The organism is Bacillus sp. NPDC057893 (assembly GCF_042796455.1).
Taxonomy (GTDB): Bacteria; Bacillota; Bacilli; order Bacillales; family Bacillaceae_G; genus Bacillus_A.
The window spans coordinates 20751-34172 of sequence record NZ_JBHVNG010000010.1 but is presented as its reverse complement, the minus strand read 5'-3'; the positions used below and the strand labels follow the sequence as shown (position 1 = coordinate 34172).

At 32.2% G+C, this 13422-nt stretch carries 13 protein-coding genes and 2 pseudogenes; 11 read left to right on the top strand and 4 right to left on the bottom strand.

Features of this window, described 5'->3' with window-relative positions; genetic code table 11:
* Positions 1 to 101 precede the first annotated feature (101 nt).
* Entirely contained in the window at positions 102 to 344 is a 243-nt protein-coding gene (locus ACFVQC_RS25730) for a helix-turn-helix domain-containing protein (RefSeq protein WP_002130397.1), read from the top strand.
* Positions 345 to 1051: 707 nt separating this feature from the next.
* On the opposite strand, the gene ACFVQC_RS25725 is transcribed toward ACFVQC_RS25730, so the two are convergent.
* Together ACFVQC_RS25725 and ACFVQC_RS25720 are read right to left on the bottom strand one after the other, a co-directional pair.
* On the bottom strand, positions 1052 to 1255 hold the full coding sequence (locus tag ACFVQC_RS25725) for a hypothetical protein (RefSeq protein ID WP_377896363.1): 204 nt from the start codon (positions 1253 to 1255) through the stop codon (positions 1052 to 1054).
* An 85-nt stretch (positions 1256 to 1340) separates the two neighbouring features.
* On the bottom strand, positions 1341 to 1541 hold the full coding sequence (locus ACFVQC_RS25720) for a hypothetical protein (RefSeq protein WP_016084107.1): 201 nt from the start codon (positions 1539 to 1541) through the stop codon (positions 1341 to 1343).
* A 283-nt stretch (positions 1542 to 1824) separates the two neighbouring features.
* Between ACFVQC_RS25720 and ACFVQC_RS25715 the strand changes: the two genes are divergently transcribed.
* The 5 genes and pseudogenes from ACFVQC_RS25715 to ACFVQC_RS25695 all read left to right on the top strand — a co-directional run.
* Positions 1825 to 2682, top strand: a complete 858-nt coding sequence (locus ACFVQC_RS25715) for a hypothetical protein (RefSeq protein WP_377899601.1) — start codon at positions 1825 to 1827, stop codon at positions 2680 to 2682.
* A 714-nt stretch (positions 2683 to 3396) separates the two neighbouring features.
* On the top strand, positions 3397 to 4506 hold the full coding sequence (locus ACFVQC_RS25710) for an RICIN domain-containing protein (RefSeq protein ID WP_377899599.1): 1110 nt from the start codon (positions 3397 to 3399) through the stop codon (positions 4504 to 4506).
* Positions 4507 to 5102: 596 nt separating this feature from the next.
* The gene (locus ACFVQC_RS25705) at positions 5103 to 6227 is read left to right on the top strand and encodes a competence protein CoiA family protein (RefSeq protein ID WP_377899598.1); all 1125 of its coding nucleotides are present in this window, start codon (positions 5103 to 5105) and stop codon (positions 6225 to 6227) included.
* Between the two features lie 62 nt (positions 6228 to 6289).
* On the top strand, positions 6290 to 7456 hold the full coding sequence (locus ACFVQC_RS25700) for a PDDEXK family nuclease (RefSeq protein WP_377899639.1): 1167 nt from the start codon (positions 6290 to 6292) through the stop codon (positions 7454 to 7456).
* Positions 7457 to 8268: 812 nt separating this feature from the next.
* Positions 8269 to 8739: pseudogene (locus ACFVQC_RS25695) on the top strand (hypothetical protein); the annotation flags it as partial.
* On the opposite strand, the pseudogene ACFVQC_RS25690 reads toward ACFVQC_RS25695, so the two are convergent.
* Together ACFVQC_RS25690 and ACFVQC_RS25685 are read right to left on the bottom strand one after the other, a co-directional pair.
* Positions 8729 to 9394 (bottom strand): annotated as a pseudogene (locus ACFVQC_RS25690) (IS4 family transposase); the annotation flags it as partial. The pseudogenes ACFVQC_RS25695 and ACFVQC_RS25690 sit on opposite strands and share 11 nt — an antisense overlap.
* A 203-nt stretch (positions 9395 to 9597) precedes the next feature.
* On the bottom strand, positions 9598 to 10143 hold the full coding sequence (locus ACFVQC_RS25685; protein ID WP_377899597.1) for a transcriptional regulator: 546 nt from the start codon (positions 10141 to 10143) through the stop codon (positions 9598 to 9600).
* Positions 10144 to 10267: 124 nt separating this feature from the next.
* Here ACFVQC_RS25685 and ACFVQC_RS25680 point away from each other — a divergent pair, with 124 nt between their 5' ends.
* The 5 genes from ACFVQC_RS25680 (at position 10268) to ACFVQC_RS25660 (ending at position 13399) form a co-directional block, all read left to right on the top strand.
* On the top strand, positions 10268 to 10507 hold the full coding sequence (locus ACFVQC_RS25680; RefSeq protein ID WP_001175967.1) for a PLD nuclease N-terminal domain-containing protein: 240 nt from the start codon (positions 10268 to 10270) through the stop codon (positions 10505 to 10507).
* A complete protein-coding gene (locus tag ACFVQC_RS25675) occupies positions 10504 to 11409 on the top strand; it encodes an ABC transporter ATP-binding protein (RefSeq protein WP_377899596.1) in 906 nt (301 codons plus the stop codon). Before ACFVQC_RS25680 ends, ACFVQC_RS25675 begins: the two co-directional genes overlap by 4 nt.
* On the top strand, positions 11406 to 12194 hold the full coding sequence (locus ACFVQC_RS25670; protein WP_377899595.1) for an ABC transporter permease subunit: 789 nt from the start codon (positions 11406 to 11408) through the stop codon (positions 12192 to 12194). Before ACFVQC_RS25675 ends, ACFVQC_RS25670 begins: the two co-directional genes overlap by 4 nt.
* 545 nt (positions 12195 to 12739) lie before the next feature.
* Positions 12740 to 12943: a DUF4083 domain-containing protein gene (locus tag ACFVQC_RS25665; protein WP_377899594.1), complete on the top strand. Its 204-nt coding sequence runs from the start codon at positions 12740 to 12742 to the stop codon at positions 12941 to 12943.
* Positions 12944 to 12967: 24 nt separating this feature from the next.
* Positions 12968 to 13399 (top strand): SMI1/KNR4 family protein, encoded by a 432-nt coding sequence (locus ACFVQC_RS25660; protein WP_377899593.1) that lies wholly within the window; start codon positions 12968 to 12970, stop codon positions 13397 to 13399.
* Positions 13400 to 13422 lie beyond the last annotated feature (23 nt).

Sequence of the window (13422 nt, the reverse complement as noted above, 5' to 3'; positions counted from 1 at the left end):
GGGCTTAGTTAATGAGTGACTGAAGAAGAAGGAAATCTAGTCCATTTCCTTCTTTATTTATTGTAACATAAAAGGAAACGCACAAACAAAGGAGAATTCCCATGAAAGAAATTAATAAATACATGACACCATCTGAAGCAGCTTTTTATTGGGGGATTCCTCGTGAGACAATTAAGAATAAATATAGCCCCTCTTTAATGAACGAAAAGCAAATAAATGATTTAGAGCGCATGTTACAAGAAGGTTTAGTGAAGTACTTTTTGCATCCGGAAGGGAAGCGTAAGGAATGGATTATAAGCCGACAGGCAATGTATGAATGGTTTGGAGAACCAAAGGACAAGTAAGAAAGGATGATAATAATGCAAGAGGAAACATTTTCTCTCTGGGGAGGTTTCAAGAGTGCATTTAGTTTGATTATTTGGTTTTGGATCGTTATGTTCTTGCTATTTGGTGAAAGCTTGCTACAATAGAATCGAGTCGAAAGTCAAAAGACCCTTAGGTAGCTCTCATAGGTGTAAAATCTATGGGGGCTTTTTTACTACGACATACAATAATTTCACGTACCGTAATAAGTAATACAAAATAAAACAACACCCAAAAAAGTTCCCTAAACGGTATTTAATGTTTCGTATGATACTTTGTTTTTAGTAATGGGGTTTTTATATGCAATTTCAAAACTTGTCTTTGCAAATAGGGGTCTCACCAACAAAACGCGGATTTCGTACGTTAAGGAATTTTTCATATAAAAAACTTGCTTTTTCCGTACGTTAAGAAGGTCCCATAAACGATATTTGTTGTTTAGTATGATACTTTGTTTTTGGTAATGAGTTTTGGAACTAAATTTTAAACATACTTCAGTCAGTTTTGATAGAAGTAAATAAAGTTCCTTAAACGACCGTTTTAGGGACCATTTGGTACTGGTGAATCTACCTCAGTCGTAATAACTATAGGGTTTTTAAAACAAACTAGTGGATCAAACCCATTTGTTGGTTAATCTAAACGTACGAAATCCGCGAAATGTGGTGCTACCCCTTAATGATTTTCTTCTTAGTTAAAAATTTATTTGCGTCATAAACAAATAACCAAAAATTATTACAGCCAGTCCCATAGCAGCACCTAATAATATTTGCCCATCAGTATCAGTCCAAAATTCTTTTAAATCTGCTTTTGCCTTTTTCCTATTTTTGCCTGTTGAAAATAGATAACGAATAGAATATATAACTAGTAAAAAAAATGACGTGATTATATCTATCATGACTTATGTACCTCCTAATATATATGTACCTTTAATTATCCAGTAATTTTCTTGCACCTTGTATCAGCCTGAGTAACTGGAATGCTTAGTTCAATAAAAGCCAAATGACAAAAATTACTCCTGTAACTGCTGCAGATCCAAAAAAACCTACCAACATTTTCCCCTCAGGACCATTAATAAGCTCTTTTAAAACTTCTTTTGCTATTCGCTGACCTTTACCACTTAAAGATATCGAAAGAATAAAGAATATTACCACTAATACAAATGAAAAAATTATTAGCTCCATGACTTATGTACCTCCCTAATATATGTGCGCTATTAATTAACCAATAATTGCCTTATATATTATATCAGCTAGGGTACATGGAAGTATAACAAGTTATTTTTATAATTTGTTTTATTAATCGACATGTTAAAAAAAGACACCGAATAATTCCTTAGCGTACGAAATTCGCGTTATGTTGGCGGGACCCCAAATAGACATTGCTAACGTCTCCAATTCATAAACTTTAATGATACAATATAAAAGGAATTTCAAATCAATTCAGAAAATAGAGGGGGAAACAACTATGTCACGTTTACAGCAACATTTTGAAGAAAGAAGAGAATACATCTTTAATCGCCTTAAACAACCAGAATACATGGAAAGAAGTATAGAGAAAGTTCGACAAGCTCAAAAAGAGATTAAAAATACAGTACGAACGATTAAAGATTTGTTACTCTTAGACAAAACAACTGATCCTTGTTTACCAGAAGTCGCTCAATTTTCTCTTCAACGTATTATTAATTCCGAGTCTTTTGAGAATGTAAAAAACCTTGTTCCATCCTCTATGAAAAAGTTAAGTGAAGAAGAACGCGCAAAAGTGTTAGATGAAACATTAAGCGTCGCAAACCAAATCATGAATCTAGAACGTACCGTTTTTATCATGATGTTTAACGAAAAAGAGAAAATCCTTATGGATTCTTATAAGAAAAAGCGTAGATCACAAACAGAACTTCATTATGATGTTGCTGACAAAGAAGGGTTCGACAAAACGTTTTATGAAGAGCGTATTGATTCATTACAAAATGATATTCGTATGATATCTTTTAAAAAGCTATGTGATAATGAACCAGCACCAGAGGACTTAGAACTATTCAAAGAACGTTATGAAACAGTTATTTTACCAAAGATACAGGAAATTGTTTCCCTAATTGAACCAAGTCTAATAGATATAGACGTATTTTTAAATCCAGTAATCGAATACGGTGTAAGAGAAATCACTTTAGATGAAATGATTCAAAAATTACACGAAAACCTTTCTTTATTTCATAAATTATCAAAGGCTGAATATTGCCCAACGGTTGAGCTAACAGTAAAAGAATATTTATTCTTAGAAGCTATGAACCGTTCTAAAAAAGGAGACGAGTTACAACCATCTAAATGATGTATACATAAGAAAAGTTTTATGAAAAGCTAATGGGTTACGGAAACGATTCAATGAGGTTCCAATACGTGGGCAGATCCTTAATTCTCCAAATAATAGCCTGTTTAAATACAAAAAAAGAAGATTGATTGATCTCAATCTTCTTTTAGATAAGGGTACTAATGACAGATTACTACTCCAACTCCTAATTAATTATAATAAAATATGCCATAATATTCAATTTATTTAAAATTTTCTCAATGTGTTTGTTGTATTTTAAAATTATAATATAAGTAATTCTTTTTTTTATTATATATTTGTTCTTTCTTGTTGCAGAATCCTTATAATAAGGGTTCTATTTTTTTGCATTAATTTTCTATAAACAAAAATGGGTACAGCCGAGATACATGTAATTTTGAGTCATAGGCTTACTTTTATTTCCAAACATAATCAAATCGGGGGTTTTTCTATAATTTTTGAACCTATTACCATACACCCTAATCACACAATTGAAACGAAGTGTTTTCAGTAACTAACTAATGGATGATTAGGGTTAACCCATAATAGACGAATTCTTTAATAAAAAGATACAAGCATACAAACATCCAAATAATCTAGACATGTTTCTCAATAAGCTATTTGGGCTATTAGTGATTTGAGAGCCATATACATAACCGGTATGGGTGATATCATAAATCACTGATATAAATTAGGTAAAGAGGAGTGGAAGAATCAATGACATTCAAAGTAGGTACGAAGTATATGTTTAAAAATAAAAATAGTAAGAAATATCTAGACATATTAGGAAATTCAACAGCAAATAACGGAAATGTCCAGCAATATCAATTTATACCAGATGGACCTTCTGAAAGGTTTTTTCTTCATCCACTAGATAACAATTATTATGCAATGATTAATTTTAACAGTGGTAAGGTTATAGATATATCAGGAAATTCAACAGCAAATAATGCTAATATTCAACAATATGAGTGGCGTGGTGATTTACCATCTGAATACTGGTACTTTCATCGTGAAGCGGATGGGTATTATGTTATTGAATCAAAACTTAGTGGAAAGGTATTAGACATAAAAGGAAATTCAACAGCAAACAATGCCAATGTTCAACAATATCAATTTATACAAAATGCACCTGCTGAAAGATTTACCGTTGAAGAAGCTGGAAGCGTTGCCCTTCCATCAATAGGCACGCAACCATTACCACTTGTACCACAATATAAAACTATTGATGATCAACTTCCAAGAGAAACAGAGCGTGCAGTAACATGTTTTACAATAGTTCCGTCTATCGCAGTAAAAGATCCGCAATATGGTGGAGATACAGCCAAGCAAATAAAAGAAAACCCTTATTATATGGTTGTGAAAAAACAATGGTGGACACAAGAAGTATCTCGTGTTTTAACTCCTGGTGAAACATATAAATATACAACAAAAACTGGTATAAAAGTAATTGATCAAGAGACATCTACAAAGACGGTAAGTTGGAGTATTGGTGCTGATATGGGATTTAGTTTTAAAGGATTTTCATTAGGGATGTCCGCTCAATATTCAACACAATTACAGACTACTATAAGTCGTACAAATGAACAATTAAAAGAAGAAATAAGTGAACACGAGATAAAAAATACATCTTCAAATAGAATGGCATATTCTAGATATATATTAACGACGGAATATTCTGTGCAAAGAAAAAATGGTACGATTGTAAATACTCCATGGACGCTGACTGATAAAACAAACACACATTCCGTGACTTATCCAAATTCTAAAGAAAATGGATTAGAGGAAAGTACAAGACAACTGTTAGAAACTGAAAGTGTAAATTAAAGGATATTTATGAAAAACACCTGATTTCTATACATTGAATCAGGTGTTTTATATTCTAATTTCTTTACTTGCTTGGTTTTGAATGTATACTTTGATAATCCTTTTTAAGGGAAATGGATAAGTTGTGATAAACCTAATTAAATGAATAAAATGAAAGTAAACTAACATTCAATAGTTTACATTGAAATAAAAAAACTCCTTCCACGATTTGTGAAAGGAGTTACGATACTTTGAAAGGGTATTTCCATTTTAGTATATGAGATAAAAAACTTGTATTGATAAAGTGTACTTTTTGACATGATGTATAAATTTCTAATGAATTAAGCTGATTTTCCCGTTTCGGGGATTATGTAATTGATTTACAAAGTTTCATTCCTTTTTGATTAAATTTTTTTATAAAAATCTCATATGTAACTAAAAATGATAGGTTCTAACGATTGAAAGAATAGCTTCCATAACTTGTATTTTAGTCCTTTGAGCCCCTTTTTGTATAGGGATATGCAAGAGTATAGAAAGTTAGAAAAAGAAGTATATGGTATTATTATAGCTATATCATAATATACAAATTTAATTTTATAGAAAGGGAGTGCGTCTGGGTGAGTGTAAAACTTAACTTCGCCTTGTGTGGAACGAATATCGTACATATTGAAGATAGACTATATAAAAATATTAAATATAGGTGTCCACACTGTCATGAAGACGTAATTTTTAAAAAAGGGAATAAAAGGGAACATCACTTTAGTCATAAACCTGGAAGCGATTGTACTATATCTCGTGAAACCCTCTTACATTTCGAAGCGAAGCATTTTCTTGTTAATAAGATAAATAAAGAAGAAGACATAAAGCTTAAAATTGATTTGAGTTATTTTAAAAAGAAATACAAAGAATTTTTAAGGGCCATTAATATAGATTCTTACGAAATATTATTATTAGAAATGTTGAAGTTTTATAAAAAGAGGTTTGCTAAAGTTGAGCAATGGGTAGGGGATTCTATAGCTGACGTTGTAGTAAAAGACGAATATGACAATTCTCAACCTTTTGTAATAGAGGTTTATGTAACACATGCAAACGAAGATGTGAAAGTACAATATTTTGATGAAGAAGATATACCGTTTATAGAAGTAATTCCAACCAGAAAGAACAGTGAATTCATATTCGAGGTATCTGATGCTTCTATTTCTAAGTATGTTGATTATATATCTTCAAAAATTTTATCGTCTGCAGCTGATATTAGTTATAACATCTTTAAAGATGAATTGATTGATATAGCTAGAGAAGACTTAACAGATGAAATATTGCTTCAATACAAGCAACAAGCAATCTCTGAGGTCGAGGATGCAATAAAGCATATAAATTACCGTTACTATATTAATGGAGACATTTATAAGAAAATGAATAGTGTTGAAGCTAAATCCTATATGAGTATTGAATCTAGCCGAGAAGAACTATTTGATATATCTTATAAAAGTTCTTCTCAATCTAGAGATAAATACTTGATGGTAAATGACCGTTATTTCTTATCTAACGAACAAAATTTATTATATTCATTAATATACGAAATACAGGAACATTACCAGGTTGAAGCTATTGTAGGTGGTTGGGAACATACCAAAAAGAAAAAAGTAATAGGATTTAATATATTAATGCCAAATAGTAAAATTGTAGTAAAAGAAATGAATAGAATACTAAATGATATGTTATCTACAATCAAAAGAGAATAGATAAATAATTAATTTTCTACATTGGATGTGATTATATATACAGGAGGGTAATATTAGTGAAAATGCAACATCAAGAAAGGGTATATAAAGGGATTAAGATAGCTGATTCGGTTAGGCTATACAAAAAAGATGGTAGTTACAATTTACAGATTAAAAGCGCTTTAGATAGGTTGGTTACCAAATTAAATGAAGACAAGCATAAGCTGTTAAGTGATTATGTGAATACTTCGACCAAAATTTTGATTGACTTTAATTGCGGTCATGATCCACATTGGATAACACCGAACGACTACAATAGTGGGTACAGATGTGCAAGATGCGGTGGGACATCCTCAATACAAGCAGAAGAAGAGTTAAAAAGACTATTAGAAGGTAATGGTCACACACTTTTAAGCGAATATAAAACAGCCCAAATTCATGTATTAATTGACTTTAATTGTGAGCATGACCCACATTGGATAAAGCCTTTTAACTATAAAACGGGGTATCGCTGTCCTAAATGTAGTGGTAAATCCTCTGATCAAGCTAGAGAAAATTTTTATAAAGAAGTTGAAAAAGCAGGCTATACATTGTTAGGTAGCTATAAAAATGCGTATATCAAGGTTAAACTGGAATGTGATAAAGGGCATGTTTTTGATGCGAAACCCAATAGTTTTACTTCGACGGCTAAATCAAGGTGTCTGAAATGCTCAGGGAAAGACCCTGAACAAGCAGAAGCAGGATTAAGAAAATTGATGAAAGAAAATGGACACGAACTGTTAAGCGAGTATATAAATACGGATACAAAAGCCCTAATAGATTTTAAATGTGGGCATGCACCGCACTGGTTGCAACCTTATTTGTATAAACAAGGACAACGCTGTCCAATATGTAGGGAATCCAAAGGTGAGAGGGCAATACGGGTATATCTTGATTCTAACGGAATAGCGTATATACATCAATATAAGTTTCCAAACGAAAACAAAGCGTACGATTTCTATTTACCAGTTGAAAACACTATTGTAGAGGTACATGGACAACAACATTATGAAGAAGTAAAAATCTTTCATCACCGTAGCCATAAAACATTTGAAGATGAGAAACGTAATGATTTACGCAAAGAGGTGTTTGCTAGAGAAAAGGGTTGCGAGTATATTGTGGTCGATTATCGAGAACATAAGCCGGAATTAGCCTTACAGCGGTTTATATCGGCGTACAACAAGTTAAAGGAATCAAAAACTTTTGTATAATGTTGTAGAAAATCTAAAATGTGTATTTTAAATTGTAATCCATATCGGATTTGGATTATTTTGTATTAATCTTCCTTTTCAGGGTGATGGTAAAAACATCCTTTTATTGTTTATATTTTGGTATTTCCTGTTGCAGAATCCTTATAATAAGGATTCTATTTTTTTGCATTAAATTTCTACAAACAAAAAAAGATAAGATCGGAGAATACGATCTTATCTTCAGCACAAGGAGTAAACATAAGTGATAACCATCACATTTTTATTATACTTTAATTTTTGTTAATTTTGAATATTAAAACCATAATTGACAAGTATATCTATATTGAGAAATTTAATACAAATTTAGTTGTAAATATTTTCAAAACCCGAATGTAAACTTTTAGCCAGGAGTTTACTTTCAAATCACCTGAATCATTGACTTCACAACAAATATCTTCATGTCCTCAAAATTAACAACAAAAGTATACATTCAAAACATTGACAACGAAGCGGTTAAATCATACATAAACAAAAAATATAACACTAGATCCATGCTAACGTTATTTATATGTTTCTGATTAAGACACCTTATTAGTAAAATGAGTTTTTTATTTAAAAGAGGAGTCCCACAACAACAAGCGATACCAGCAAGTTTAATTTTTTCTCAATATATTTTATGGATAAAAATAGTAAAATACGAAGTGCAGTTAGAAAAAATTCACATTTGAAAATCCCTAAAATAAAAATCCCTTATGGAGCATGTGAACAATATGTATATTAAGAGACATCTGTTTTAGGAATATACTCAAAAGGAAAAGGAGTGTTTTGCACATATGACTTCAAATAAGAACGAAAGTGTTAACACGAACTCTAATAGTCAATTAACACCAGCAATTCCAAGAGTACTACCGATAGCTCCAATTGTAACATGGGTAGGATCTTCTATTGGCGGTTGGACTTTAGGTGAAGGGTTGAATTTTCTAAAAAGCTTAATTTTCCCAGGATCTTCACCACTTACTATGGAACAAATACTTGCAGAAGTTGAAAAACTGTTAAACAAAAGACTTACCGAAGAAAGAAAGAAGATATTAAATGCAGAATACAAAGGATTTAATGATCTTGCTAATCGATTTTTAGCAGCAACAAAAACAATTGCATCTCATGAGAAAAATGAATCTATAGAGGTAGAAGAAGCTAGAGCAACTGCACGAGAACTTTTTGTAGCTTTAGATATTTTAATGATTCAAAGGTTACCACAATTTGAAATCGAAGGTTATGAAGGAGTTTCTTTACCTTTATTTGCAGAAATATGTACTTTACATCTAACGCTATTAATTGAAGGTCTTTTAAATGAAAATAACCTAAATCTCGGATACATAAATCATTCGCTGTCACAGTTGGAGCACACAGAGAGCCGTAAGTACGATCATGTTGTTTACCTGGACCTGTATGAATATGTAGGAACTGTCCACTTAACAAATCATACTCAAGTTGAATTTTTATCCCAGCTGTATGGCTGCATCCTCCTGCACCTGGATAAACCGATGAAAATACATCCGGGAGTTGAAAGGCAGTTGAATCTAAAATACGGATACGCTTGAAAACAGAAGTATATGGAGATAAAATCGGCATAGATGAGGTCAATTTTTGCTTTAATAGTTCAGCTAATAGATGTTGTAAAAATTGGACAGCCGCTTGATTAAATCGTTGATTCAGTCCTTCAGGACTGATGAGTACTTCTGTTGATGCTTCTAAACAGCTAGATAACTGAGTTAAAGACGTCGTAGCGACATTTTGGTTCATCCATACACATAAAGCGACTAAATCTTTTGCTTGGTACTTACTGGTTCGTTGCACAAAACCAACATCTCTAGCAAGAGTTCGTAAGATATTTGGGGATAAGAAGCTTTGAATTTCTTGAGCAAATAATTGTAATTCATCAGATACAGAAATAGACATACAAAAACGCCATCCTTTCCTATGATTCTACAGAAAGAATAGCGTATTTTTTCATTTTAAGAAAATTTTATTTTATTAGCTTAATAGCGATAAAGTCCTATCAATAAAAGCGAAAAACATACGCTAAGTAAATTTCGACTTAAAAAAGCCGATTTTTCCTACGCTAAAGAATCATCAGCCTGTATTTTTTATATCGGATTAGTTTAAGTTTCTGGAATAATTGTAATAGCGATGGTCCGAACTGGAGCCTCTATTGCGTTGCCCTTACTTTGGGCATGGTAGTATTTAGTCATTAATTCATTAAGTTCGTTTTGAAATTTTATAAAGTGTTCCTCATCTAACTTTAATTCCACGACAGAAAAAGTAGCATTATCTTCTTGGCTGTTTTGTTCATCTAATTTCTTAAGATAACTTTGATATTGTGTCATAAGTGATAACTGGTAATAGGAAATGTAGTTTAACTTTTCCTTATTAGATAATCCCTTCCATTCACTTCCTTCAATTTTTGCATCTTCTTCATTTATTGCGTAATATTTTTCAGAAACAGATTTCACTTTTTTTTCTTTAATCACATGGACAATACCAGAATCAACCATGGTTTGTAGATGTCTATATAGAGTTGCTTGTGGTACATTTTCAATGATTTTTACCATTTCTAATGGTGTTAACCCATTTTCCTTATTTCTCATAAGTACTTGGCAAATTTTCATTCTTACGGGATGCATTAAAACTTCAACTTTATTACTCACTATATCACCTTATTTATTATTTATTTTATTCTCATTATAAATAATGAGAATAATGATTGCAATGTATCCACTCTTGTTTTATCATTATTAATAATGATAATGAATTTAGGAAGGAATGGTGAAAATGCAACTACATTATGGATTGAATGACCTTAAAGACATTGATATTATGGCTTTTCTCCCCATTGTATTGCCGATTATTGCAGTGGGGGCACTATTAGTTTTCATTGCACTAATTGATTTATACCGACATAGGAAAACAAGAAAAAATGTACTTGTATGGACGCTAATTATTCTTTTTGTCAATGTATTGGGACCTATTCTGTACTTTGTTATAGGGAGAAAGGACAGTGAGAAATCGTGAAATTAGAGATTAGAAATGTAACAAAATCATTTAAAGGGAAAATTGCTGTCAATAATTTCTCGATGGAACTGCAATCGGGGGAATGCGCCGGATTAATTGGACCGAATGGAGCAGGTAAATCCACATTAATAAAAGTGATTTCGGATATTATTAATCCGAATGCTGGTGAAGTTTTGTTGAATGGGATAAAAATATCAAAAATGAAAAGAGAAATTGGTTACCTACCGCAATACCCTAATTTTTTTCATTGGATGACAGCGAGAGAAACCCTTACGTTTATGGGGCAACTTTCGGGATTGAAAAAAGAAGAATTGTCTAAGTCAATTCCAAAAATTTTGGAGAAAGTTGGACTAAGGGGCGAAGAAAACTCAAAGGTTGGTACATTTTCTGGTGGAATGAAACAACGACTTGGTATTGCACAAGCATTATTGCATAAACCTTCACTAATTGTCATGGATGAACCGGTATCCGCATTAGATCCAATCGGCCGACGGGAAGTATTGAATCTGATTGAAGAAATAAAAAAAGATACAACCATTTTATTATCAACCCATATATTAAGCGATGCAGAAGAAATCTGTGAACGATTTGTCATTATAAAAGATGGAACAAAAATAGAAGATACAACGATTACTGAGCTTTTACACCGTAATAATGAAAATAAATTAATTATTGAAATCACAGCTAAAGATCAAAAATGGATTGACGTTGTTAAAAAATTACCTTATGTGAAGGACGTAGAAGTGATTGGGCTTAAAGTTAAAGTGAAGGTTGAAAGTATCGAAGTAAACAAAAATTTATTGCTCCAAAATGCACTCGAACATAAAGTGGACATCGTTAAGTTTGAAGTGAGCAACGATACTTTAGAAGAAATTTTCTTGAAATTGGTGGTGCAAAAATGAATAACTTAATGGTATTGATAAAAAAAGAATGTGTTCAAATGTTACGTGATTTTAAGGTGATTTGGCTACCAGTTGTTTTTATATTTTTAGGGGCAACACAGCCGGTAGTAACTCATTACTTGCCATCAATTCTAGAAGCATTAGGTGGCGGTCAGGGTATTACCATTGATTCGAGTATGGCAGCACAAAAAGGAGGCGAAGTACTAGCGAGTACTTTGGGATCCCAGTTTGATCAGCTTGGAATTATGATTCTAGTAATTTCTATGATGGGTGTCATTCAAACAGATAAAGCAAACGGTATGTTGGCCTTTATTTTAACAAGGCCCGTTACTGTTACTTCATATATAGGTGGGAAAATAGTATCAAATTATTTAATGGTAGCTTTTAGTGTAACAATTGGATACTTTACCTCTTATCTATATGTAAATTATCTTTTTACTGCTGTTCCATTTTTACACATGATTACTGGGTTAATATTTTATCTAATTTGGGTTCTTTTTATCGTATCTTTCACAACAATGATAAGTACTATTTTTTACAGTCAAGGTATTATTGCGTTAATTTCAATAGTTTTCCTTTTAGGTTGTAGATTAATCGTCGGTTTGAGTCCAATAATGAATCAGATTAATCCAGCCAGTATGAGTAAACATGCAATGGAAACGCTAGTTACGGGATTAGTAAATTCAAACGCAATAAGCAATATACTACTAACTGTTTTTTTGATTTTATTGACACTCTTCGTAACGAATTATTGGATTATTAATAAAAAGTTTAATCATGAATAAGCAGGGAACAACCGTGATGAGGATATGGGATTTTTGCGTTGGTTTAGTGGCAAGGATCTTAATTCTGTATTTATTACCTTACTATCAATCTTAATAATTGGGAACCATCTACTTACTCATGAATGTACAGAAACTTATAATTTAAATAAATTAAAGCCGATGGTTCTTTAACGTGGGAATAATCGGCTTTTTTTATGCCGAAATTTACTTAGTGTATATTTTCGTTAAAATGTTGGCGGGACCCATACCCATCAACTTAAGAAAAATAAACGCCTCCAAAACGATAAAAGTGAACTTCGGTGCTAAAAAACACAAAAATTCCATTTAGGGGTTACTTTAAAATCTTAGGTTGATGGCGATGGGGTACCGCCACATCGCCATCAACCTAAAGAATCAAAATCCCCCCATAACGAAAATTTTATTCATTATTGACTACTGATAATGAGAAGTTATGTTAACCCCACATGAATACTATATACAACCAAAATTACACAACATATTACTCCTCCTAAATGGTACAATAAGGAAAAAGGGGGTTCTGAATAATGCCTTTAGGAACCACTATTTCTTACATCATTATTGCAATAATCATCGGTGCACTGTTTGGCGGGATTATACGTATAATTCGGCATACCAGCAATCGCAAAAAGCAAGATCCAGTTGAGCAAAAGTTAGATAGGGTTATTCAACTGTTAGAAAAACAAAACAAAGATTGGCCCTCCCTCCAAACAGGAGGGGTTTGCTGTTGAGATGAAAAAAGGAGAGGAACATAAATGGAGTTGTATCGCAGTAAAATTAGAGAACTACTTGAATTCAATAATTTAAGGGAGCATTTCTATAAAGAGAAAGAAGAAACCATTCAAGAAGTTGAAGAGAGACTGAACGTAAAGCTTTCGGGCAGTTACCGATGGTTTCTAAAGGAATATGGCGGAGGAGGCAATGGTGTAAATGTGAACGGCTGCAACGATATTTTGTATTACCATGACAGATTTAAGTCCTTCAACATTCCGAAAGGATATATTATTATTGAGCATTGCGATGAGTATTCCTATTGTTTAGATACGGAAAAAATGATGAACAATGAATGTCCTATTGTAAACTGGAGTGCCCATGAAAAAGGTATCTATCCAGAAGCAGACAACTTTTACGAACACTTATTAGAGGGAATTGAAAATGCAATTGAAAATGAGTGGTGGGAAGAATAATATATAACAAACCACAATACAAC

Coding starts and splice junctions, on each gene's coding strand:
- ACFVQC_RS25730 (WP_002130397.1), top strand. CDS start 102: ATGAAAGAAATTAATAAATACATGACACCATCTGAAGCAGCTTTTTAT.
- ACFVQC_RS25725 (WP_377896363.1), bottom strand. CDS start 1,255: ATGATAGATATAATCACGTCATTTTTTTTACTAGTTATATATTCTATT.
- ACFVQC_RS25720 (WP_016084107.1), bottom strand. CDS start 1,541: ATGGAGCTAATAATTTTTTCATTTGTATTAGTGGTAATATTCTTTATT.
- ACFVQC_RS25715 (WP_377899601.1), top strand. CDS start 1,825: ATGTCACGTTTACAGCAACATTTTGAAGAAAGAAGAGAATACATCTTT.
- ACFVQC_RS25710 (WP_377899599.1), top strand. CDS start 3,397: ATGACATTCAAAGTAGGTACGAAGTATATGTTTAAAAATAAAAATAGT.
- ACFVQC_RS25700 (WP_377899639.1), top strand. CDS start 6,290: ATGCAACATCAAGAAAGGGTATATAAAGGGATTAAGATAGCTGATTCG.
- ACFVQC_RS25680 (WP_001175967.1), top strand. CDS start 10,268: ATGCAACTACATTATGGATTGAATGACCTTAAAGACATTGATATTATG.
- ACFVQC_RS25670 (WP_377899595.1), top strand. CDS start 11,406: ATGAATAACTTAATGGTATTGATAAAAAAAGAATGTGTTCAAATGTTA.
- ACFVQC_RS25665 (WP_377899594.1), top strand. CDS start 12,740: ATGCCTTTAGGAACCACTATTTCTTACATCATTATTGCAATAATCATC.
- ACFVQC_RS25660 (WP_377899593.1), top strand. CDS start 12,968: ATGGAGTTGTATCGCAGTAAAATTAGAGAACTACTTGAATTCAATAAT.